24 protein-coding genes and 1 pseudogene are annotated in these 23,084 nt (G+C 50.6%); 16 read left to right on the forward strand and 9 right to left on the reverse strand.

All coding sequences use genetic code 11. The features are described 5' to 3' along the window. Positions 1-122: 122 nt before the first annotated feature. The gene (locus tag HMPREF3277_RS11225; RefSeq protein WP_070871169.1) at positions 123-1,181 is read right to left on the reverse strand and encodes an AI-2E family transporter; all 1,059 of its coding nucleotides are present in this window, start codon (positions 1,179-1,181) and stop codon (positions 123-125) included. A gap of 201 nt (positions 1,182-1,382) precedes the next feature. Here HMPREF3277_RS11225 and HMPREF3277_RS11230 point away from each other — a divergent pair, with 201 nt between their 5' ends. Then, a complete protein-coding gene (locus tag HMPREF3277_RS11230) occupies positions 1,383-1,721 on the forward strand; it encodes a late embryogeneis abundant protein (RefSeq protein ID WP_246830808.1) in 339 nt (112 codons plus the stop codon). A 273-nt stretch (positions 1,722-1,994) separates the two neighbouring features. Here HMPREF3277_RS11230 and ribF read toward each other — a convergent pair whose 3' ends face one another. Both ribF and HMPREF3277_RS11240 read right to left on the reverse strand, forming a co-directional pair. Then, a complete protein-coding gene (gene ribF, locus HMPREF3277_RS11235; protein ID WP_070871170.1) occupies positions 1,995-2,948 on the reverse strand; it encodes a bifunctional riboflavin kinase/FAD synthetase in 954 nt (317 codons plus the stop codon). Between the two features lie 88 nt (positions 2,949-3,036). Beyond that, positions 3,037-4,017, reverse strand: a complete 981-nt coding sequence (locus HMPREF3277_RS11240; RefSeq protein WP_070871171.1) for a hypothetical protein — start codon at positions 4,015-4,017, stop codon at positions 3,037-3,039. Positions 4,018-4,371: 354 nt separating this feature from the next. On the opposite strand from HMPREF3277_RS11240, the gene HMPREF3277_RS11245 reads away from it, so the two are divergent. From HMPREF3277_RS11245 to HMPREF3277_RS15415, 4 genes and pseudogenes are all read left to right on the forward strand, one after another. Further along, positions 4,372-5,694 (forward strand): M23 family metallopeptidase, encoded by a 1,323-nt coding sequence (locus HMPREF3277_RS11245; protein WP_070496364.1) that lies wholly within the window; start codon positions 4,372-4,374, stop codon positions 5,692-5,694. Positions 5,695-6,031: 337 nt separating this feature from the next. Further along, the gene (gene rpmB, locus HMPREF3277_RS11250) at positions 6,032-6,265 is read left to right on the forward strand and encodes a 50S ribosomal protein L28 (RefSeq protein WP_002216391.1); all 234 of its coding nucleotides are present in this window, start codon (positions 6,032-6,034) and stop codon (positions 6,263-6,265) included. Between the two features lie 28 nt (positions 6,266-6,293). Continuing rightward, entirely contained in the window at positions 6,294-6,449 is a 156-nt protein-coding gene (gene rpmG, locus HMPREF3277_RS11255; RefSeq protein ID WP_003684373.1) for a 50S ribosomal protein L33, read from the forward strand. Positions 6,450-6,518: 69 nt separating this feature from the next. Continuing rightward, positions 6,519-6,584: pseudogene (locus HMPREF3277_RS15415) on the forward strand (transposase); the annotation flags it as partial. A gap of 159 nt (positions 6,585-6,743) precedes the next feature. Here the strand turns inward: HMPREF3277_RS15415 and HMPREF3277_RS14095 are convergent. Then, positions 6,744-7,229 carry a DUF4189 domain-containing protein gene (locus tag HMPREF3277_RS14095; RefSeq protein WP_349251563.1) on the reverse strand — a complete coding sequence of 162 codons (486 nt, stop codon included), beginning with the start codon at positions 7,227-7,229 and terminating at the stop codon, positions 6,744-6,746. 86 nt (positions 7,230-7,315) lie between these two features. Next, positions 7,316-8,416: a histone deacetylase family protein gene (locus HMPREF3277_RS11265; protein WP_070871173.1), complete on the reverse strand. Its 1,101-nt coding sequence runs from the start codon at positions 8,414-8,416 to the stop codon at positions 7,316-7,318. A 231-nt stretch (positions 8,417-8,647) separates the two neighbouring features. On the opposite strand from HMPREF3277_RS11265, the gene yajC reads away from it, so the two are divergent. The 4 genes from yajC (at position 8,648) to HMPREF3277_RS11285 (ending at position 12,657) form a co-directional block, all read left to right on the forward strand. After that, on the forward strand, positions 8,648-8,917 hold the full coding sequence (gene yajC / locus HMPREF3277_RS11270; protein ID WP_070871174.1) for a preprotein translocase subunit YajC: 270 nt from the start codon (positions 8,648-8,650) through the stop codon (positions 8,915-8,917). Positions 8,918-8,992: 75 nt separating this feature from the next. Then, positions 8,993-10,846: a protein translocase subunit SecD gene (gene secD / locus HMPREF3277_RS11275; RefSeq protein WP_070871175.1), complete on the forward strand. Its 1,854-nt coding sequence runs from the start codon at positions 8,993-8,995 to the stop codon at positions 10,844-10,846. Between the two features lie 3 nt (positions 10,847-10,849). Further along, positions 10,850-11,785 (forward strand): protein translocase subunit SecF, encoded by a 936-nt coding sequence (gene secF / locus HMPREF3277_RS11280; RefSeq protein WP_003760872.1) that lies wholly within the window; start codon positions 10,850-10,852, stop codon positions 11,783-11,785. A 314-nt stretch (positions 11,786-12,099) separates the two neighbouring features. Further along, positions 12,100-12,657, forward strand: a complete 558-nt coding sequence (locus HMPREF3277_RS11285) for a nitroreductase family protein (protein ID WP_003760879.1) — start codon at positions 12,100-12,102, stop codon at positions 12,655-12,657. A 129-nt stretch (positions 12,658-12,786) separates the two neighbouring features. On the opposite strand, the gene HMPREF3277_RS11290 is transcribed toward HMPREF3277_RS11285, so the two are convergent. The 4 genes from HMPREF3277_RS11290 to yjgA form a co-directional block, all read right to left on the reverse strand. Continuing rightward, positions 12,787-13,668: a carbohydrate kinase family protein gene (locus tag HMPREF3277_RS11290; RefSeq protein ID WP_070871176.1), complete on the reverse strand. Its 882-nt coding sequence runs from the start codon at positions 13,666-13,668 to the stop codon at positions 12,787-12,789. A 409-nt stretch (positions 13,669-14,077) separates the two neighbouring features. Further along, on the reverse strand, positions 14,078-15,778 hold the full coding sequence (gene recJ / locus HMPREF3277_RS11295) for a single-stranded-DNA-specific exonuclease RecJ (RefSeq protein ID WP_070871177.1): 1,701 nt from the start codon (positions 15,776-15,778) through the stop codon (positions 14,078-14,080). Between the two features lie 69 nt (positions 15,779-15,847). Continuing rightward, a complete protein-coding gene (locus tag HMPREF3277_RS11300; protein WP_070871178.1) occupies positions 15,848-16,558 on the reverse strand; it encodes a hypothetical protein in 711 nt (236 codons plus the stop codon). 162 nt (positions 16,559-16,720) lie between these two features. Continuing rightward, the gene (yjgA, locus tag HMPREF3277_RS11305) at positions 16,721-17,251 is read right to left on the reverse strand and encodes a ribosome biogenesis factor YjgA (RefSeq protein ID WP_019271051.1); all 531 of its coding nucleotides are present in this window, start codon (positions 17,249-17,251) and stop codon (positions 16,721-16,723) included. A gap of 173 nt (positions 17,252-17,424) precedes the next feature. Between yjgA and pmbA the strand changes: the two genes are divergently transcribed. The 7 genes from pmbA (at position 17,425) to accD (ending at position 23,029) form a co-directional block, all read left to right on the forward strand. Beyond that, positions 17,425-18,756: a metalloprotease PmbA gene (pmbA, locus tag HMPREF3277_RS11310; protein WP_049225857.1), complete on the forward strand. Its 1,332-nt coding sequence runs from the start codon at positions 17,425-17,427 to the stop codon at positions 18,754-18,756. A 203-nt stretch (positions 18,757-18,959) separates the two neighbouring features. Beyond that, positions 18,960-19,229: a 30S ribosomal protein S15 gene (rpsO, locus tag HMPREF3277_RS11315; protein ID WP_003760895.1), complete on the forward strand. Its 270-nt coding sequence runs from the start codon at positions 18,960-18,962 to the stop codon at positions 19,227-19,229. A gap of 147 nt (positions 19,230-19,376) precedes the next feature. Beyond that, positions 19,377-19,778 carry an ankyrin repeat domain-containing protein gene (locus HMPREF3277_RS11320; protein ID WP_070871179.1) on the forward strand — a complete coding sequence of 134 codons (402 nt, stop codon included), beginning with the start codon at positions 19,377-19,379 and terminating at the stop codon, positions 19,776-19,778. 74 nt (positions 19,779-19,852) lie between these two features. Further along, a complete protein-coding gene (locus tag HMPREF3277_RS11325) occupies positions 19,853-20,386 on the forward strand; it encodes a glutathione peroxidase (RefSeq protein ID WP_210401175.1) in 534 nt (177 codons plus the stop codon). 240 nt (positions 20,387-20,626) lie between these two features. After that, complete coding sequence (locus tag HMPREF3277_RS11330) at positions 20,627-21,097, forward strand: FxsA family protein (protein ID WP_070871181.1); 471 nt, start codon at positions 20,627-20,629, stop codon at positions 21,095-21,097. A 211-nt stretch (positions 21,098-21,308) separates the two neighbouring features. After that, complete coding sequence (gene trpA, locus HMPREF3277_RS11335; RefSeq protein WP_070871182.1) at positions 21,309-22,094, forward strand: tryptophan synthase subunit alpha; 786 nt, start codon at positions 21,309-21,311, stop codon at positions 22,092-22,094. A gap of 59 nt (positions 22,095-22,153) precedes the next feature. Then, entirely contained in the window at positions 22,154-23,029 is an 876-nt protein-coding gene (gene accD / locus HMPREF3277_RS11340; protein ID WP_070871183.1) for an acetyl-CoA carboxylase, carboxyltransferase subunit beta, read from the forward strand. Positions 23,030-23,084 lie beyond the last annotated feature (55 nt).

Raw genomic sequence — 23,084 nt, forward strand, 5'->3', positions numbered from 1 at the left:
CCATCCTAACCTTCCCCCGCTAGACGGGGGAAGGAATAAGGTTGCTGTAACTGAAAAAAGGCCGTCTGAAAAACCTATTTCGAGCTTTTCAGACGACCTTTCATCTATATTTCAAACACTATCTAAATCAGCTTCTGCTGCTTCAACTCATTCTTCAGATACGCATAATAAACCGGCGCGACGATGATGCCGCCGACGCCGAAAATCCGTTCAAACACGACCATCGCCACCAGCAGTTCCCATGCGCTCGATTCAATTTCCGAACCGATGATTTTCGCGTTCAGGAAGTATTCGAGCTTGTGGATGACGACCAGAAACACCAGCGAAGCGACCGCTACATATAAAGACGCGCCGAGGCTCAAGATGATAATGATGGTGTTGGAAATCAGGTTGCCCGCGACGGGAATCAGCCCGACGATGAAGGCGATCACCAACACGGTTAGTTTAAACGGCAACTCCACGCCGAAAAGCGGCAGGATCAGATAAAGGTACACGCCCGTCAGCGCGGTATCGATCAGTGAGATTTTGACCTGCGCCAGAAACACGCGCTCGAAGCTGGTTTCGAAGTTCACAATCCGCCGCACCAGTTCTGCCTTGAAGGGCGGCATTTTGCGGCGGTTTTTGCGCATGTTGAGGCGGTGGAAACTGAGCATCGCGCCGATGATGATGCCGATAAGGATGTACACGAACGAGGTGAAGCTGTTTTTGCTGATGCGCGTCAGCGCGGCGCTGTATTCTTCAATCAATTTAACCGCATAGGCTTTGATTTCGGCGGTATTGTTGGGCAGCATGTTCAAAACCGATTGCGGCAGGCTGCTGCTGTTTTTCGTGTCTTCCAAAATCGCCGCCAGCTTGGTCAGCATCACGGTGATGTGCCCGCCGTGAATCAGGTGGTAAATCCCCAGCGACATCAAGAGAATAACCGTCAATACGATGCCTATGGTCAGCGTGGTCGAAATCAGGTTGATATTGTGCGCGTTGAGCGATTTGTGCAGAAACGTATTGCGCGTGAGCGTACGGCGGCGCAGCCAGAGAATCAGGCCGTTGGTCTTGGTGATGAAGACGTAGGTCAGTATCACGGCGAGCAAAAGGGGCAAAAAGTGGAAATACAGCACCGCAAGCAGGGCAAGCCCCATCAGGATGTAGGATGCATTGCGGAATCGGGGGTGTTCGAAAATCATCGGATGTAATGCCATGAAATATATAAATTTAAACAATCAAGCTATGAGGTGCGATTAATAAAACAGGACAAGGGGGTTAACCCTCCTTTTGAAACTTTATTTCAATTTCGCTCGAGCTGACTTCGGTTTACAAACAAACCGTTACAATAAAAACTCAATCGCACCAAGTGGTTATGCGGTTGTCTTTACGCAAATTGCCATTTGGCATTTGACGGAATGATTTTATCAGACAAATTTCCCGAAAGGATATTACACATGAAAACATTGTCTAAATTGACCTCTCTCGTTCTTGTTTCTGCCGGCCTGATCGCTGCTCCTGTGGCTATGGCCCAACCTGCTTCCGGCAAAGCCGCTAAAGCAGAACACGTTCACAAAAAAGCCAATAAAGCTAAAAAACAAGCCAACGACCTGAAAACCGACAAAGCTGCTGAAACTGCTGCACCGGAAGCTGAAGCTGCCAGCCCGCTGACCGGTCAAGGTAAAACTACTACCGAAACTGCACCTTCTGCTGCCCAAGAACAGGCTCCTGCTGCTAAATAAGTAGGATATAGTGGACTGAATTAAAAGAGGGATTTTGTTCCCCGCGCACCGTTTTGACGGTTGTCGTCCTTTTTGAATTTAGGCCATTAGAAATCTCGCAGGCAGATGTCTGCATATTGTGAAAAAGGTCGTCTGAAAAGATTTCAGACGACCTTTTTCATTTTTATCCGACAATGGCCGCAGATGCTTTTATAGTGGATTAAAATAAAAATGAGACAAGGCGGCAACGCCCGCCGTGTACGGGGAGTACATAAGGGCGTTGGCAACGCCGTATCATTGCAATTTTAATCCACTATAATCCGTTTCCTGCCATTGTTTCGCCTCTTCTATATCTTGTTCGATTTGCTGTTTCAATGCTTCGATATCGCTGAATTTTTGTTCGTCACGCAGTTTGTGCAGGAAACGTACTTTCAAACGTTGTCCATAAAGATTGCCTTCAAAATCAAACAAATGGACTTCGAGTTTTTGCGAATTGTTGCTGCTGACGGTCGGGTTGAGTCCGAAGCTGGCAACGCCGCGCCGTGTGCCGAATGTGCCGTCCGCTTCGACGACGAATACGCCGCGCAGGGGATAGCGGTGGGGCGGAAGTTGGATGTTGGCGGTAGGGGCGTTGATGGTTCTGCCGAGTTTTTTGCCGTGCTTGACTTTGCCGCTCAAAACGTAATCGTGGCCCAAAAGCTTTTTGGCGTACGCCAAGTTGCCGTCTGTCAAGGCTTCGCGCACGGCTGTGCTGCTGGTGCGGATGTCTTCGACGATGACGGAAGGCGTGCGTTCGGTTTGTATATCGCTTTGCTGCTTCAATAAGTCGAAACAGCCTTCGCGTCCGGCGCCGAAGCGGAAATCGTCGCCGATAAGCAGGTAGCGTGTGTGGAGTGTTTGGCGCAACAGTTTGTCGATGAAATCCTGTGCGCTCATATCGGCAAATTCTTGGTTGAAACGCAACACCCATACGGCGTCGATACAGCCGGTATCGCTCAACAAATCCAGCTTGGTACGCAAAGGGGCGATGCGGCATGGGGGCGTAAAGCCTGCTTTTAGGGAGAAGAATTCTTTGGGTTGCGGCTCGAAAATGACGACGATAACGGGAAGGTTGCGCGAATCGGCTTCGTTTTTGAGTTTTTGCAGGATGTGTTTGTGACCGAGGTGTACGCCGTCGAAATTACCGATCGTGACGGCCGCTCCTTGCGGAAAATCAGGTGCATTGTGCTGACCGAGTCGGATTTTCATGGGCGGTGTGTGCAAATAGTGGAATGGTCGCGTATTGTAAACGTTATTGGTGTTTCTATAAACAGGGCGGCGAGGCGGGGAGGGCGCATTACCATCTGCCGGTAAATGTTTTTTTCGGGTGCCAGAATTTCCATTTTGAAAACGGCGTGATGTGTAAAGTGCCGCCGTTTTCACCGTCGGTACTGATAGTCAGATTTTTCAGACGACCTTGCGAGACTGCCTGCCAAAGCGGGGCAAACCAGCGGGTTTCCCAGCTTTCTAAAATTTCTTGGTATGTCTGAATATCGCCTGTTTGTTCCGTAACAGCCAAGTCGTCCAGAAAAATGACGGGGTTGGCGGGATGAATACCCGATTCAGCAACCGCATCCAGCCAAGCCTGAAAATCATAAGGCGCATCCAAGCAGGGGTCGTCTGAAAATTGCGCCCAAATGCTGTCGGAAGCGACGAAGTCCGCAGATCGCAGCCCCGTTAAATCCTGCCACAGCCAAAGACCGTTGATTGTAGGGGTGTCGTTTTGAGTGCGGACGGCGTTGAGCGGGTGTTGGTGCAGCCACATTTGAATTTCAGTCTGCATTCCCAACCATTGTAAGGCGTCTTTTCCATCAGCTTGGTCCGCCGAACCGATTTGTCCGTAGATATCCAATACCGGCGCAATCCCCCAATCGCTTTCCGATGGCAAAGTGATCAGCCACAAATCGGGACGGACAGGCAGAAAATGCCAACCCTCTTTGCTGTAAAACTCAGACAGTTCCAAACATAATCGAGCGGCTTCTTCTTTCGTGATTTGCAGATGTTCGCCGCTGACTACGCTGACTTGGTGCAATCCCATTTGCTGCCATATCGGGCTGGCAAACGCTGCCGCCTGATGCGGTGGAATCCCCGTCATCTCTTTGATTTGGGTCAACAAACTTCCCTTCCATAAATGCCGGCGATAAAAATCAGACGGCTTCATTTCTTGTTTATGTAATAACCCATATCGCAAGATTTGGTTAAAAGCAGGAAGCTGGAGAGGAGGGAGTATCTCATCTTTTTGACGGTTGAGAGAGGGGAGGGCAAGCGTCAGATTCATGGCGGTGGTCAGAACGGAAAAAGCTTATTTTACGCGAGAAAATACAACATACTCAAAATAACCAATGTCATTATCAGGTCGGATGATGGATGGCGTTTTTGAGTTGGAAGTGTGCATATGTTATAATCAAGTTCTCGTAAATTTCAGAAAAAAGGGGTGTAAATCAAAAGAATAGCCCCGATAATCATGCTCGGTTCTGAGTAAATTTGATTGTTTATTTTATTCACTTGGTATATATATTGTCTGGGAGAGACCGTAAACACGGTTGATAAGATAAACAATTAAACTCAATAATTTCAAATGACATAAGAAATGCGGTAGTAGAGTGATTATTACCGCATTGAAGGATAATGCGTGACTAAAACAACTCGATTTTCATTCATGCGCCGTTTCTGGCACAACAAACCCGTTCGTTGGTCGTTGTTGGGCATCCTGTTGCCTGTGTCAGGAGTAATGACTGCCTATGCGGTCACTGAGCCGGTTTCCAATCCTCAAGGCATTGCGTTGGAGCGGATTTCAGAGGAATTGCCCGCCGTTTATGTTGAAACCAACAATTTCCAGTCTAGCTATTGGGCGCAGGAAGTTGTCCAACAGGGCGATTCCCTTGCCGACGTTTTGGCGCGTATGGGTGTGGCGCAGACCGACATCAAACAAATCATGGCGAAAAACAGCGCAGATCAAAATATGCAGCATTTGCGCGCCAACCAATCCGTCAACATCCGTGTCGATTCATCAGGTCAGGTAACGGACGTACAATTCTTTACCGATGAAGAATTGGAACGAAACCTTGTTGCGTTGGAAAAAGTCAAAGGCAAATGGCAGCTGTCTACTTCTGAAGTAGATATGAAAGTCATGCCGACTTTGCGCTCTATCGTTGTACGGACTTCCGCACGCGGTGCGATGGCGCAGGCCGAAATACCTGTCGAAATCCGCGAATCACTCAGCGAAATTTTCTCTGACGTACTGAGCTTGGAGGATTTGCAGGAAGGCGATGTCGTGCGTCTTCTGTACAACAATATGTATTTCCGCGGCCAACAAATGGGTACCGGCGATATTCTGGCGGCTGAAATCGTCAAAGGCGGAAAAACTTATCAGGCTTATTATTACAGCCAAGGCAAAGGCGACGAAGAGAGCGGCAGCTATTATGACCAAAACGGTAAATCGCTCCAGCAAAAAGAGGGATTCAATATCGAGCCGGTTGTCTATACCCGTATTTCCTCACCCTTTGGCTACCGGGTCCACCCCGTCTTGCATACCGTCCGTATGCATACAGGTATCGACTATGCCGCACCAACAGGCACACCGATTAAAGCGTCTGCCGACGGTGTGATTACCTTCAAAGGCTGGAAAGGCGGTTATGGCAATACCGTCATGATTAGGCACTCTAATGGCGTTGAGACGCTTTATGGTCACATGAGTGCATTTACGCCGGCGGAAGGTAATGTCCGGGCAGGTGAAGTGATTGGTTTCGTCGGTACAAGCGGACGTTCAACCGGCCCCCACCTTCACTACGAAGCACGCGTGAACGGTCAGCCGGTCAATCCGACGACAGTTGCATTGCCAACTCCAAAACTGACGCCTACCAATATGGCAGCATTCCGCCAACAGCAGAAAACTGCCAATACCATGCTTGCCGCAGTACGCGGTTTGCCGGTATCGGTTGCACAGTTGGACTGATAGGATTGTCTGAACAAAGGTCGTCTGAAAAATTTCAGACGACCTTTTTGTTGATGTTCGGTGCGGTTGATACGGACTATTCGCATCAGCATTTTTACAACTTGCTTTTACCCCATTCTTGATATTGCTGGCTGAGGATTGGGATAAACAAATGTATTCGATAACAAAATCCGCTATAATTCGTCCCCGTCACGTTTTAAGAAACAGCGTTCCCTGAAAACAACATTGGAGAGGCTCATTCTCGAAAACAATCGTTTTTTCATCAAACAGCTTGAATGAATGCTGCTTTTTATGGTATAAATCACGTTTTACTATTTTAGAAGTTTGGAGACTAACCATGGCACGAGTTTGCAAAGTGACCGGTAAGCGCCCGATGTCTGGCAACAACGTATCACACGCCAACAACAAAACCAAACGTCGTTTTTTGCCTAACTTGCAATCACGTCGTTTCTGGGTAGAGAGTGAAAACCGCTGGGTTCGCCTGCGCGTTTCTAACGCTGCATTGCGTACCATTGATAAAGTAGGCATTGACGTCGTATTGGCTGATTTGCGTGCTCGCGGCGAAGCTTAATTTAAACTGTTAATTAAGGATTACTGCAATGCGCGATAAAATCAAACTGGAGTCAAGTGCAGGTACTGGCCACTTCTACACCACTACCAAAAACAAACGCACTATGCCCGGCAAACTGGAAATCAAAAAATTTGACCCTGTTGCCCGTAAACACGTTATCTACAAAGAAACCAAATTGAAATAATCCGGTTTCTGAATACTAAAAAACCTCTGTCTGACAGAGGTTTTTTTCTTGGTTTCTTATATTTGATTCAAGTATAGTGGATTAAATTTAAATCAGGACAAGGCGCCGAAGCCGCAGACAGTACAGATAGTACGGCACCGATTCACTTGGTGCTTCAGCACCTTAGAGAATCGTTTTCTTTGAGCTAAGGCGAGGTAACGCCGTACTGGTTTAAAGTTAATCCACTATAAAAGCCGAAATCGGAACCTTGCGGCTGAAAGAGGTTCAGACGACCTTGAATCATATCTGATGATGTCAGTATTTCGGCATTGAGCAGCCTTCGTTCGCAACGATAGAACATTGAGAGCTGCCAGATGCTCGACATTGTCGTAGTGCATCAGCCTCAGCAAGACCGGGTTCTTTTGCGCTGGGAAAGGCAGTCCATTTTTTACCAGACTTGCCTTGAGCAACGGCAATGCAGCCATTCCGAACCCAAACAGCCACTTTACATGGCGCATTACGACCACCTTGTTCACAGTTTTTGATGGCTGCTTTTTCTGCTGCCGCACGGGAATCCATATCAATTGCACCGCCCGAAACTCCAGTTTTGTTGTTGGTAGCCCATGCACCGTATTTTGAAGGAACATCGATGTTTACGACTTTCGGTTGACGCTGAGCAGAGCCATTGTTAGAAGATTGTGGGCTGCCAACGTTATATAAAACCTGTCGACCCGAACTGTCAATAATACGACAAGTCCCTGTCGCTGGCTGGTATTCTCCACCGCAACCGTTGGCATACACATTAAGGCTCGTCATTCACAACAATACAAAAAGCAATTTTTTCATTATCAGTCCAATCTTTTATATTTTAATGCGGAAATAGCAAGTTAAAACCTGTTTTCTGTTTTCAGACGACCTATTTGGCTTGCAGGGCCGGTATTTTCTTTCTTCTGCCCACCGCGTTTCAAATGCTTTTGATAAGCGGCGACATAGCCTGCTTTGGGTAGTCCTGCCAAGACGCCGATATGGGCTGCGGCGGATTTTGCCAAAGGTTCGAGTGTGTAGCCGCCTTCCAGTACGGAGACGATTTTGCCGGGGCAGCTTGATGCGGCTTGGATGATTTTGTGGGTCAACCAGGCGAAATCGGCTTCGTGCAGATTCAGACGACCTGTTTCGTCTTGTTTGTGTCCGTCGAAACCTGCGGACAGTAAGACCAGTTCGGGTTTGAATGCGGTCAGTTTGTTCAACCATTTTTCGCGTACGGTAGTGCGGAAGACGCGGCTGCCGGTGTTGGACGCGAAAGGCAGGTGCAACATATTGGCGCCGTTGGCGGAATGGTTGGTTTCGGGAAATGGGAAGAGGTCAGTTTCAAAAAGGTTCATAAACAGGACGCGCGGGTCGTCTTTGAAGATTTCCGCTGTGCCGTCGCCGTAATGGACGTCAAAGTCGATGATAGCGATGCGTTGGAGTCGATATTCGGCGATGGCGTGCATGACGCCTGCGGCGACGTTGTTTAATAGGCAGAAGCCGCCTGCCTTATCGCTGTGCGCGTGGTGTCCGGGTGGGCGGACGGCGCAAAAGGCGTGCCATGCTTTCTTATTCATCACCATATCCACCGCCTGAACGACAGCCCCTGCGGCGTAACGGGCGGCTTTGAGCGAACCATGACTCATGACGGTATCGCCGTCGAGACGGTAGATTTTGTCCGGTTGGGGCTGGCAGGCTTCAAGCGAGCGCAGGTACTTGCGCGGGTGAACCAAGGCGAGGCGGGCATCGCTGATTTCTTCGGCTTCGGCAGTTTGCAGATGCCGCCAAATATCCTGACGTTTGAGTTCCGCCTCGATAACGGCAGTGCGTTCGGGTGAATCGGGATGACCTGCGCCGGGTTGGTGTTGCGCAAAAACGGGATGAGAAATCCAGACCGTACGCGCATTTTTACCCAAGAGGCGGCGTAGGCGCGTACGCAGTCGTCGAATGAGTTTTTTCATGAGGAAAAGGGCGCGGGGCTTGTCGTTGGTAGGAAGGAATCAGGTTTTAAATGTCGTTGAAACTTCATTTTCAGACGACCTGACATGATAAATATGGTTAATAAATAGGGAAAGGCTTGGAAATTTTTCAGACGACCTTTAGAATAGCTTAATTTTGCGGCTGTACCAATGCTTTTTTCTGTCGCAAGCAGTGTTTTACTTAATTTTAATCTCTTAGAAAACGGATAAATTATGGAACAATCAGTTGTGGCCCAATTTGCCCCTTTAGTGCTGATTATGGTGGTGTTCTACTTCCTGATCATGCGTCCTCAACAAAAGAAACTCAAAGCACACCAAGCCATGCTTGCAGCTTTGAAAGTCGGCGATAAGGTTGTTTTGGCAGCAGGTTTCAAAGGCCGTGTTACCAAAGTCGGCGAACAGTTTTTCACTGTGGACATCGGTCAAGGTGCAAAAATCGAAGTCGAAGTGGAACGTAACGCGATTGCCGCCAAAGCCGAGTAATCCGTATTTTTGCCAAGAGCCGCCTCGGAAAGCTGAGCGCGGCTGTTTGTCTTCATAATAAATCGAAGGTTTACCATGAACCGTTATCCTTTATGGAAATACCTGCTGATTGCGTGCACGATTTTGGTTGCCGTAGTGTATTCGCTGCCCAACCTTTTCGGTGAAACGCCCGCAGTACAGGTATCAACCAACCGACAAGCCATCATCATTAACGAGCAGACCCAGTCTAAAGTCGATGCCGCGCTGAAACAGGCAGGTATTCAGACTGACGGGATGTTTGTTGCAAACAACTCGCTGAAAGTGCGTTTCAAAGATACCGAAACGCAGCTTAAAGCCCGCGATGTCATCGAAAACACTTTGGGCGATGGCTATATCACCGCGCTCAACCTGTTGGCGGACAGTCCCGAATGGATGGCCAAAATCGGCGCCAACCCGATGTTCTTGGGCTTGGACTTGCGCGGCGGCGTGCATTTCACCATGCAAGTGGACATGAAAGCCGCGATGCAGAAAACGTTTGAACGTTATTCGGGCGACATTCGTCGCGAGATGCGCCGCGAAAAAATCCGTACCGGCACCATCCGTCAGATTGGAAACGGTTTGGTTGTCCCGATGCAGGACGCTGCTGACGTACAGAAAGCCATGCCTAAGCTGCGTCAGCTTTTCCCTGAGGCAAATTTGAACGCCGACGGCAATAACATCACGCTGACATTGTCCGAAGAAGTGATTAACAAAGTACGCTCCGATGCGGTGAAACAAAACATCACCACTTTGCATAATCGCGTCAATGAGTTGGGCGTGGCTGAGCCTGTCATCCAGCAATCCGGTCTCGACCGTATCGTCGTGCAGCTGCCGGGTGTACAAGATACAGCCAAAGCAAAAGACATTATCGGTCGTACCGCGACTTTGGAAGTGCGTATGGTGGAAGACGACCCTGTCAAAGTGCGCGAAGCTTTGGAAGGTAATGTTCCGAGCGGTTTCGAGCTGTTGTCCAGTGGCGGCGATCATCCGGAAACCTTGCTGATTAACAAACAGGTTGAATTGACCGGTGACAACATCAACGATGCGCAGCCGGGTTTTGACCAAATGGAAAAAGCAGTTGTCAATCTGAGTTTGGACAGTGCAGGCTCCAATATTTTTGGTGAATTGACTGCTGCTAATATCAGAAAACGTATGGCAATGGTGTTAATCGATCAAGGTAAATCTGAGATCATTACTGCGCCTGTTATCAACTCTGCCATTACCGGTGGACGGGTACAAATTTCCGGCAGTATGACGACTGCGGAAGCCAATGACATTTCTCTGTTGATGCGTGCCGGTTCTCTCGCCGCACCGATGCAAATCGTGGAAGAGCGCACCATCGGTCCGTCTTTGGGTAAAGAAAACATTGAAAAAGGTTTCCATTCGACCTTATGGGGCTTTACAGCCGTTGCTTTGTTCATGGTGGTTTACTACCGCCTGATGGGTTTCTTCTCGACCATCGCCCTGAGTACCAACATCTTGTTCTTAGTCGGTATTTTGTCTGCCATGCAGGCGACGCTGACGCTGCCCGGTATTGCCGCATTGGCGTTGACGCTGGGTATGGCGATTGACTCCAACGTATTGATTAACGAACGTATCCGCGAAGAGTTGCGCGAAGGCGTGCCGCCGCAACAGGCAATCAACCTCGGTTTCCAACACGCATGGGCAACCATCGTCGACTCCAACCTGACCTCGCTGATTGCCGGTATCGCCCTCTTGGTATTCGGTTCCGGCCCGGTCCGCGGTTTTGCCGTCGTACACTGTCTGGGTATCCTGACTTCGATGTACTCATCCGTCGTCGTCTTCCGCGCCTTAGTGAATCTTTGGTACGGACGCCGCCGCAAATTGCAGAACATTTCCATCGGCGCAGTATGGAAACCTAAAGCCGAAACAGCGGCTGGCAAGGAGTAAGACATGGAACTCTTTAAAATCAAACGCGACATCCCGTTTATGAGCTACGGCAAACTGACGACCTTTATTTCGTTGGTAACCTTCATTGCCGCCGTATTCTTCCTCATTACCAAAGGTTTGAACTTCTCCGTCGAATTTACCGGCGGTACCGTGATGGAAGTGCAATATCAGCAGGGCGTGGACGTCAACAAAACCCGTGAAAAACTCGATACCCTGAAAATGGGTGATGTCCAAGTTCAGGCGTTGGGTACGAACAAACACATCATGATCCGCCTGCCCAACAAAGAAGGCGTAACTTCCGCGCAGCTTTCCAATCAGGTTATGGAATTGCTGAAAAAAGAGCAGCCTGACGTTACCCTGCGCCAAGTCGAATTTATCGGCCCGCAGGTCGGCGAAGAGCTGGTGACCAACGGTCTGATGGCATTGGGCTTTGTCGTAGCAGGTATCATCGTTTACCTGTCGATGCGCTTTGAATGGCGTTTCGCCGTATCCGCCATCATCGCGAATATGCACGACATCGTGATTATTTTGGGCTGCTTCGCCTTCTTCCAATGGGAATTTTCACTGACCGTGTTGGCGGGTATCCTTGCCGTATTGGGCTATTCCGTAAACGAATCCGTCGTCGTCTTCGACCGTATTCGTGAGAACTTCCGCAAACCGAGTATGCGCGGACACACCGTTCCGCAAGTCATCGACAATGCGATTACCGCCACCATGAGCCGTACCATCATCACCCACGGCTCGACCGAGGCAATGGTCGTTTCCATGCTGGTGTTCGGCGGTGCAGCGTTACACGGTTTCTCAATGGCATTGACCATCGGTATCGTGTTCGGTATTTACTCTTCAGTCTTGGTAGCCAGCCCGCTCTTGCTGATGTTCGGCCTGAGCCGCGAAAATATCGCGAAGGAAGTGAAGAAAAAAGAAGAAGTCGTGGTCTGATGGCTATGATTGCGATGTGAAGGGGTCGTCTGAAAACTTGGAAACAGGTTTTCAGACGACCTTTTTGTTGCGCCATCAAACATGGCATTCAAACCGGCTTTGTGCTATATAGAGGGTTTGTTTTGAGCAGGTACGGCTTTGCTCTGTGCCGGGCTGAAGAAAATGGCTTGCAAAAGCGTTAAGTATTAGCCAATCGGTTTGCACCGTCTGTCGCAGTATTTTCCGAATATAGCCTGTATCGTTTTGATGGTTTCACAAGGAATCCTGTTTAATAAGATGGATTCCGTTGTTTCAAATGAATTGAAAGATAAAATATGGATGCTTTACAACTTTTGACCACACGTCGCTCGTCTAAAAAACTTACCGCCCCCGCGCCGAATGCGGAACAGCTCGAATATATGCTGCAAGCGGCTACGCAGGTTCCCGACCATGGCAATATGCGTCCGTTTCGTTTTACCGTCATTCAAAGCGAGGCAGGCTTGCAACGTTTCCGCGAATTGTTGCGCCAAACGGTTACCGAGTTGAATTTTGGCGATGATGCGATGAAAAAAGCCGAGAAAGTCGGTAATATGGCGCCTATGGTGATCGGCGTGACTTTTGCGCCCAACCGCGAAGTGGCAAAACCCAAGCCCGAGTGGGAACAAATGTTGAGTGCGGGCTGCGCCGCTTACGGGCTGCAGCTTGCTGCCTCTGCGCAAGGCTTTGACAATGTGTGGATTACCGGAATGTGGGTCAACAGCCCGCTCTTGCGCGAAGCGTTTGGTTGTGAAGACAAAGACAAAATCATCGGGCTGATGATGGTTGGTTCGCCGACTGAGGCGGGCAGTGGCGCAAAAAATACCGATTTGGAGCAGTTCGTGACGGTTTGGTAAACAGCCTGAGGAATCGGCTCAATACGAGTCTGTATTCTGAAAAGTGAATCGGCGATATAAAAGGTCGTCTGAAAACAGAAAATCCGTTTTCAGACGACCTTTTGTTGTGACATCCTTTGATGGCAAACATCAAGCCGGATTCATGAAGCTTTCGATTTCTTGCAAGGAAATGTCGGGCGTTGCGCCGTGTCTGGAGGCGACTAGGGCGCCGAGTGCGCAGGCGAAGGTAATGGCTTCTTGCGGCTCGGCATTGTTGAGCAGTTTGTAGGTCAGCCCTGCCAAGAAGCTGTCGCCGGAGCCGACCGTATCGGCGACTTTGATGCGGAAGCCGCAGTGGCGGTAGAGTTCGCCTTCTTTGTATAAAATTGCACCGTGTCCGCCTAAAGTGACGCAGATGGTTTGTGCGCCGGTCAAGCGGTTGAGGTAGGCGATGTTTTGTTCGATGCTGTGGTAGGGCGAGCCGTAAACTGCGGACAGTTCGTACAATTCGTCGTCATTGAGCTTGAGCATATCCGCACGTTTCATGGTGGCGAGCAGGCGGTCGGTGTCGTAGTGGGGTTTGCGCAGGTTGACGTCGAAGATTTTGAATTTGGCTTTTTCCATCAGTTTGTCTAATGCCGCACGGGAAATCTCGTCGCGGGTGGCAAGGCTGCCGAACACGAAGGCATCGGATTCGGCGACACGCTGCAAGGCGGCATCTTCGACGACGATGCGGTCCCAAGCGCAGGGATACACGATTTCGTATGACGCGCTGCCGCATTTGTCCAAGATGACTTTGACAAGGCTGGTATCGCATTCTTTGCACACTTGCAGCAGGTCGGTATTGACGTTTTTCGCTTGGATTTGGCGCAGCAGCTCTTCGCCGTCGGCATCATCGCCGCGGCGGCTGATGATGGCAGTATCGACCCCGAAGGATTGCAAACGGACCAAAACGTTCAGCGGCGCACCGCCCAACACTTTTCCGCTTGGAAAATCGTCCCACAACACTTCGCCGAAACTGGTTACTTTCATTTTAGACCTTCCTTGCTTTGAGTTGATCGGTTGGAACTGCTGCGCTGCGTACGGCTTACCTATCATGTATTTGTAGTAAAACTCCAATACTTAGGCGCGTAAGTATTATGTTTTAAAATCTACCGACTGACAAGCAATCGTAGGCTTATCCGTCAGGAAGTTTGATTCATCACAATATTGCGTTGAAAGTGTTTGAGTAGACGGGGGATTTTCGGTTTTGTTTTCTTTCGGATTGCCGGTTTTTATCATTCGGATAAGGTGGTTTTTTGAAATTTAAATACAAGTTGTGCGGGCATGTTTTCTTGATTGCCGATGGTATTGAAATTTGGCGCACAATAATCTTCTAGAAAACAAAGGTCGTCTGAAACTTGTTTTTTGGTTTCAGACGACCTTTTATCTTTCGCAAGCCTTAAGCGGCTTCCCAGTAATCGATGTAAAGCTGCAATTCCATCTGATTGCGCCACTCGTTTGCCACGGGGCGGTAAACCGTGCGGATGTATTCGGGGATGTCTTCGCTGCACCGCCAGAACATCGCTTCAAATTCGTAGCCGTCTTTTTGCAGCCAAACTTTTTTGTGTTTGCCCTCCGCGCCTAAAGGCTGCTGGTGGATGACGTGAAACTCGTCGGTAAAGCTCGGCGGCGCGAAGCCTTGTCCCCAAACATGGCGGGCGAGGTTTTGCGCCTGTTCCAGCGTGATGTCGCAGGCTTTCAGGCTTCCGTCGGTGATGAAGGTTTGCGACAAATCGTCTTCGCACACCATTTCGCGCACGGCTTCTTCAAAGGCCGTCTGAAACGCGGGAATGTTGTGTTCGAGTATGCTCAAGCCCGCCGCCATCGCGTGTCCGCCGAATTTCAAAATCAAATCGGGATGGCGTTTGGACACCAAATCCAAAGCGTCGCGCAGGTGCAGGTTGGGAATGGAACGCCCCGAACCGCGCACTTCGCCGTTGTCCGCCGGGGCGAACACGATGGTCGGGCGGTAAAAGTGGTCTTTGAGGCGGCTGGCGACGATGCCGACCACGCCTTGATGAAAGTCGTCGCGGTAGGCGACCAGGGTCGTCTGACCCGAAGGCAGGGTTTCGGGAAAGGCGTTCAGCGCATCTTGCAGCATGGACTGCTCGATTTCGCGGCGTTCGATATTGAGGTCGTTCAACTGCGCCGCCAATGCCTGCGCTTCTGCGTCGTCGCGCGCCAAAAGGCAGGCGATGCCGACCGACATATCATCGAGCCGTCCGGCGGCGTTGATGCGCGGACCCAGTGCGAAACCCATATCGAAAGGCTGCGCTTTGCGCCAGTCGCGCCGCGCCACTTCAAACAAGGCACGGATGCCGGGACGCATTTTGCCGGAACGCATCCTTTTCAAACCTTGCGACACGAGGATACGGTTGTTGTGGTCGAGTGGGACGACGTCGGCGACAGTGCCGAGTGCGACCAAATCCAAAAGTTCGCCCAGATTCGGTTCTCTAAGGTCGTCTGAAAAATAATCGCGGCGGCGCAATTCGGCACGCAACGCCATCAGTACATAAAAAATCACGCCCACGCCCGCCAGACTTTTGCTGGGGAAGCCGCAACCTTTTTGGTTCGGATTGACGATGATGCAGTCGGGTACGGTTTCGGCGGGCAGGTGATGGTCGGTAACGATCACGTCCAAACCCAATTCCTGCGCCCGCGCCACGCCTGCGATGCTGGCGATGCCGTTGTCGACCGTAATCAGCAAATCCACGCCTTGCGCGGCGGCGATTTCGGCAAGCTCGGGCGTCAAGCCGTAGCCGTGTTCGAAGCGGTTGGGTACGAGGAAATCCACCGCCGCGCCCATCGCTGCCAAGCCGCTCATGCCGACGGAACACGCGGTCGCGCCGTCGGCATCGTAGTCGGCGACAATCAGGATTTTTTCCTTACGCTCGATGGCATCCGCCAGACGGCGGGCGGCGGCTTCGCAATTTGTCAGCGATTGATAAGGCAGAAGGCCGGCGAGTTTGTCGTCCAATTCGGCAGGACTCTGCACGTCGCGCGAGGCGCACAGGCGGGCGATTAAAGGATCGGCGCCGGCGGTGAGCAAATCATCGAGGACGTTTTGGTTGACGGGGCGGGTTTGGATTTTGACGGGCATGGTGTGTGGAAATATGTTTGATGTATTCAAGGACGGAAAGGTCGTCTGAAAACAGGCGTAACGAGTTTATTAAAAGCTTGGGGTAAAGCCGTCGCCACCGCCTATCATCATGGCAGGAATGAACAGTATTGGGGTAAGGGCATCAAAAGTGAGCGTCAGCGGCGTCATCAAAATAGTGCCTATTACTTTCCCCGGACTGGTGTATACGCGAGAAGTGGTATAGCCGATGGAGACAGGAATGCTTTGTTCAAATTTGTAGTCGGCGGGCAGGTTTTTCGGGGTGGCGTAGTATTTGCCTTTGGCGTGAACACAGCGGTGGTAGACAGTGTTGTTTTTACCTTTGCCGGTTTCAAATGACAGGTTTTTCAGTTTGGCGATTTCGTCAGCTTTTTGAGTGTCGTAGCGTAGGCAGAAATCAGTGGTGAAATCGGCTTCTTTTTCATTGTTCACCACAACAGGTAGGGCTTTGAGGTCTTTTTTGTATTTTTTGGCATCGGCAATTTGGAATTTTTTGTCGAGTTTGACATTGAGGATGGGCGTCAGATCTTTTGAATCTTTGGCATTAATGACGAACCAGTATTTTTCGCCCATCATGACGATGCTGCCTTTTTCAAGTTGGTCATTGTCTTTGTTGACGATACCGAAAGAATGTACCTGGTCGGAAGTAATCGGATGAAAAGTGATTTTTTCTACTTTTTTATCCTCTTCCCACATTTCTTGAGTCATACAGCCGTTTAATGATAAGGCGAGGAGGGCAGTGAGGGTAAGGCGAAGTTTCATAAGTGTAGTCCTTGAAAAGGTCGGTTTGTTTTATTGTTAAAGGGATGTCTGAAAAATGACGATATATTTTAATAAGATTATATGAAATTTGAAAAGGTCGTCTGAAAACGGGGCGGTGCGATTTACAGAACCCCCAACCCCGTTTTCAGACGACCCCGATATTTATTCTGCCCAATCCTGCGTTTCTTCCGAATCGCTCTGACCGCCTTCCATGACGGATTTGATTTCTTGGAAGAGGGCGCGGAAGTTTTTCGGCGGTTTGTTTTGTTCCTGCTCTTTTTTGGTGTTGCGGATTAAGGTGCGCAATTTGCCTGCGTCGGCATGGGGGAAGTCCGCCATAAACTGGGTAAGCGCGTTGTCGTCTGCCAAGAGGCGTGTGCGGGCTTGTTCGACGCGTTGCAAGAAGGCGTTGTGGGCGGTATTTTCGCCGCGCAGTTTGGCGAGGAAGGCTTCGATGGGCGCGGGGTCGGTGTCGCGCATGAGCCTGCCGATGAATTGGCTTTGGCGTTTGAGCGCGCCGTTGGACGTGATTTTTTTGTAGGTAACGACGGCTTCGTACAAGTCTTCGTCCAAGCCGATTTTTTTCAGCGTATCGGTCGAGAGTTTGGTCAACTCCATGCCCAAAGCCTGCAAATCGTTCATCTGCTTTTTCATTTGGGTTTTGCTGACCCATTCGTCTTCGTTTTCAAACATTTTGATAAACCTTTAATTTTGTTTCGGGTATTTTAGCACGTTCGGGCAGTTTTCACGTCAATGCCCTGTCGAAACGGCGTTTTCAGACGACCTTTTGCCTCCAGCGGCGGTATTTTTGCCGAGGTCGTCTGAAAACGGTTAAAATGCCGCAAACCTCTGTCAGGAAACCTTTTATGCTGTTCAACCACACCGCCTCCGAGCTGACCGGCTTATGCGGACACGCCTTGGATTTGGCAAAAAACATGGGCGCGGCGGCTGCCGAAGCCGACTTTAGCGAATCCATCGGACAAAGCGTCAGCGTACGGCTGGGCGAAATCGAACAAATCGAGTTCCAGCAAGACAAATCGCTGGATATTACCGTGTACGTCGGCAAACGCAAAGGTCGCGCCAGCACCGCCGACTTCTCCGAAAAAGCCTTGCAAGACACCGTCAAAGCCGCTATTGACATCGCCCGCTACACCGCCGAAGACGATTGCGCAGGTCTGGCAGATGCTTCACTGATGGCGCAACACGTCGGCGACCTCGACCGTTACCACGAGTGGGATTTAAGCACGGAAGCTGCTATCGAGTTAGCAAAACAATGTGAACAAGCCGCCCTGAGCGCGGATGAACGCATCGAAAACTCCGAAGGCGCAGGCGTTCAGACCGGACATTACCAATACGTTTACGGCAACACCCACGGTTTTACCGCCCACCAACAAGGCACGCGCCACAGCATTTCGTGCAGCATCGTTGCCGCTGACGAAAACGGTATGCAGCGCGACTACTGGTACGATGCCGCCTGCCGCCATCAAGATATGGACAGCCCCGAGCAAATCGGCAAAACCGCCGCCGAGCGCACCCTACGTCGTCTGAACAGCCGCAGCATCCCGACAGGCAGCTATCCCGTCCTCTTCGATACCACCGTCGCAGGCGGCCTTATCGGACACCTCGTTGGCGCACTCAGCGGCGGCGCGCTCTACCGCCAAAGCAGCTTCCTGATTGACAGCATAGGCAGAAAAGTCCTGCCCGATTTCCTCAGCCTGCGCGAAGAGCCGCACATCCCCCGCGCCTTCGGCAGCACCTATTTCGACTCCGAAGGCGTCGCCACACGGCCGCGTTTCGTCATCCGCGACGGCATTGTCGAAGGCTATTTCCTCAGCAGTTACAGCGCGAGAAAGCTCGGTATGCAGACCACGGGCAACGCCGGCGGCGCACACAACCTTTATTTGAACCATACGCACGAAACGCAGTCCGACCTGCTGAAAGAAATGGGCACGGGATTGTTGGTTACCGAACTGATGGGTCAGGGTGTGAACACCATCACGGGCGACTACTCGCGCGGCGCGGCGGGTTTTTGGGTGGAAAACGGCGTCATTAGCCACCCCGTCCAAGAAATCACCATCGCCGGCCGCTTGCAGGATATGTACCTCGGCATCGTCGGTACTGCCAACGACGCGCTGCGCCGCTCTTCCAACAAAATCGGTTCGGTGCTGATCGAGAGCATGACCGTGGCGGGGGAGTAGGTTTCAGGGCGGGCGGGTCGTCTGAAAGCCACAGTCTCGGCGAAACACTGCCTGAAGACAGGATTTAGTCGTGCAAAACCGTACAAACTGTGGCATAATCCGCCCGTCTTTACAAAAAGACTTCAGGAGTTTGAACGGGTTTCCTGCTCGTCAAACTTGTCCGAACCGAATGACGGTTCTTTTATTTTTCGGAGTTATCCATCATGGCATTGACCGTAGAACAAAAAGCACAAATTGTTAAAGATTTCCAACGTAAAGAAGGCGATACCGGTTCTTCTGAAGTACAAGTCGCTCTGTTGACTTTCCGTATCAACGACCTGACTCCCCACTTCAAAACCAACCCTAAAGACCACCACAGCCGTCGCGGCCTGTTGAAAATGGTCAGCCAACGTCGCCGTCTGTTGTCTTACTTGCGCCGTACTCAACCTGATACATACCGCAACCTGATCACCCGCTTGGGTCTGCGCAAATAATTGCTGCTTTACCGGACACCGCTTGCGAAAGCGGTGTTTTTTCATATGGGCTGACGATAAACAATAGGGCAGGTTTGTCGGGGTCGTCTGAAAAAGGTCGTCTGAAAACATATCCGTCTCTTAAGCCTCATCGTTTCAGGATAAATCATGAATCAAAATCTGACCAATCTGTTCGCCAAATATCAAAATAACTTGGCTTTCGCCTCGCGTCCCCGTATCGCCTCCGTACATGATTTGGGTTTGATGGATGAAACCTTGCTGAATTTGGCGGTCATCAACCAAGCCTGCGAAGATGTTTTATTGCTGATTCAAAATGGCGCGGACGTCAACAAACAGGGGGAAATGGGTTTTACGCCTGTCCAAAATGCCTGCTTCAACGGAAATGTGGCAATACTTGAAATACTTTTGGCAAACGGTGCCAACCCGAACATCAAAAATGAATTAGGCAATAAGGCAGAGGATTATGTCACTGACGAGCGGCATGGCAAAAAGAAGGCAAAAGAAATGATGGCATTGTTGAAATACTATAAAAATCATCAATCAAAATGAAACATACGGCTCGAAATTTCAGCCGGTGTTTGCCTGACTCGATTTGTTTTCCCTGATCTTTTTGAATGGACAACATGAATATTTACGACTTCACCTTAAACGATGCCCAAGGCGATCCGGTTTCCCTGAGTGTTTACCGAGGAAAGGTGCTGCTGATTGTCAACACCGCGACGCGCTGCGGATTGACGCCGCAATATACGGCATTGCAGCAGCTTTATGAGCGTTACAGCGGGCAAGGTTTGGAGATATTGGATTTTCCGTGCAACCAATTTCGCGGACAGGCGCCGGAGAGCAGTCGGGAAATTGCTTCCGTCTGTCAGACGAAGTTTGGTACTGCATTCAAAATTTTTGACAAAATCGATGTCAACGGCGCATCCGCATCGCCGCTTTATGTTTATTTGAAGGCACAACAGCCGAAGGATAGGGGCGGGCATATGTTGAAAGAAGCGGTGTTGCGGCTGGCGGCATGGGGCAGTAAGCATCAGGCGGGCGATATCCGCTGGAACTTCACCAAATTCCTGATTAATCGGCAAGGCGAAGTGGTGGCACGGTTTGCGCCCAGCGTAACGCCGGAAGAAATAGAAAACGATATCAAGAAGTTGCTGTAAGGGCGCATGCTGTTTCAGACGACCTCGTCTGAAAAAACGTGCCGAAACCTTACGGTTTTTCACATTCGCGCGCCTTGAAAGTAGGGCGCATTATCTTTATGTTAAGGGAAACCGGTTATTCGGGAAGTGTAAAATGTCGGTTTATGATATCTAATAAGATTCAATAAGATAGATTGAAATTGCGGCTAAACGCGCCGACTTGCGCAGCATGAAGCGGGTTCGGAATTTAAAGGAGCAAAGATGCAGTATTTCGGTGTGGGTTTTTTAGTATTATTGTTTTTGGAAATTATGTCCATCGTTTGGGTGGCGGATTGGCTGGGCGGCGGATTCACTTTCCTGCTGATGATAGTCAGCTTTATCGGCGGCACGATGATGCTGCGCCACACGGGGTTGTCCGGCATTTTGCTGGCAGGTGCGGCCATCCGCAGCGGGGACAATATTTCCATGTATCAGATGTTGTGGCCGATACGTTATACCGTCGCCGGGATTTTGCTGCTCAGTCCGGGTTTTGTGTCCACCATTATCGCCTTGCTGCTGCTTTTGCCGATTAAGGGCCGGCCGGCGGCTCAAATGAATACGCAGTCTTTCCGTCAGCAAACCTTTACGCGCCGTGGTGAAGATGAAGGCGATATCATCGAAGGCGAATACACGGTGACCCGCGCCGATCCGCAAACCAAACACCAAGACTATATCGAGCACAAACGCGATTAAACGGTGGAAAATCGGCATAGCGGCAGCATTCCGACTGCCCGGTTTTGGAAAGGTCGTCTGAAAAGATTTTCAGACGACCTTTTATCTATATGAAAAAATGACTGAAAATGTCATGCAGTTTCGCCCGAAACAGACAGTCAATGCTATACTTGCCAACTTATTGTCGATGAAAACCGGCTGGAAACAGCCGTTACGGAAACGAGAAATCAAGATGAGCAGAATCCAGCAAACCTTTGCCGCGCTTGACGGCGCAAAAGCCCTGATTCCCTATATCACCGTAGGCGATCCCGATCTCGATACCACGCTTGCGCTGATGCACAGTTTGGTTGAAAACGGCGCCGACATCCTGGAATTAGGCGTTCCCTTTTCCGACCCGATGGCGGACGGCCCGACCATCCAGCGCGCCGCCGAACGTGCGTTGGCAAACAAAGTTTCCCTCAACGACGTATTGAACATCGTACGCCGCTTCCGCGAAACAAACGGCCACACTCCCGTCGTCCTGATGGGTTATCTGAACCCGATTCATAAAATGGGTTATCAGGCATTTGCCCAAGCGGCTGCCGAAGCGGGCGTGGACGGCGTGCTGACCGTCGATTCCCCTGTTGAAACCATCACCCCGCTGCACGACGAACTCAAAGCGCGCGGCATCGACTGCATCTTCCTGATTGCCCCAACCACGACCGAAGAGCGTATCCAAACCATCGCCCGCGTTGCAGGCGGTTTTGTCTATTACGTTTCGCTCAAAGGCGTTACCGGCGCGGCAAGTTTGGATACCGAAGAAGTTTCGCGTAAAATAGAGCTTTTGCGCAAGCATATCGACATCCCGATCGGCGTCGGTTTCGGCATCAGCAACGCTGAAAGCGCGCGCAAAATCGGTGCCGTTGCCGATGCAGTCATCGTCGGCAGCCGCATCGTCAAAGAAATTGAAAATAACGCAGGCCGCGAAGCAGAAGCCGTCGGCGTGTTGGTAAAAGAATTAAAAGACGCAATCCGTTAAGGCCTTTTCCAAAAACACACGCAAAGGTCGTCTGAATCCCGAATTCCAAGGAGTCATCCATGAGTTGGTTAGACAAAATCCTACCACCCAAAATCAAAAACCGCAGCAAAAGCGAAGGCTCGTCCAACGTTCCCGAAGGCCTGTGGCACAAATGCCCTTCCTGCTCGGCAACCATCTACTCGACCGAACTTCAGCAAAACGACCAAGTTTGCCCGAAATGTAACCACCACAACCCGCTTTCCGCGCGCGAACGCCTCAATTTGCTTTTGGACGAGGAAGGCCGCGAAGAAATCGCCGCCAATATCAAACCGACCGACCCGCTGAAATTCAAAGACAGCAAAAAATACCCCGAACGCCTGGTCGCCGCGCGCAAAGCCACCGGCGAAGATGATGCGTTGGTCGTGATGAAAGGCTTTATGAACGGCCTGCCCGTCGTGATTGCCGCCTTCGAATTCCGCTTTATCGGCGGCTCTATGGGTTCCGTCGTCGGCGAACGCTTCGTCCAAGGCGTACGCCGTGCCGTAGCCGACAACTGCTCTTTCATCTGTGTTGCCGCATCGGGCGGTGCGCGTATGCAGGAAGGTGTCAACTCATTGATGCAAATGACCAAAACCAGCGCGGCATTGCATCTTCTGACTGAAAAACACCTGCCGTTCATCTCCGTCCTGACCGACCCGACCATGGGCGGCGTATCCGCCAGCTTCGCCTTCCTCGGCGATGTCGTGCTTGCCGAACCCAACGCCCTTATCGGCTTTGCCGGCCCGCGCGTTATCGAACAAACCGTCCGTGAAACCTTGCCCGAAGGCTTCCAACGCGCAGAGTTCCTGCTGGAGAAAGGCGCTATCGACCAAATCGTCGACCGCCGCAGCATGAAACAGCGCATCAGCGACCTGATTACCCTGCTGCGCCGCGAAGACAAAGTCAACGCCGCTTAAACCGGGAAGGTTTGAGCTAAACAAAGGTCGTCTGAAAACTGAACTGCACCCCAAA

Origin of the sequence: Neisseria sp. HMSC70E02 (assembly GCF_001838645.1) — a bacterium.
GTDB lineage: Bacteria > Pseudomonadota > Gammaproteobacteria > Burkholderiales > Neisseriaceae > Neisseria > Neisseria macacae.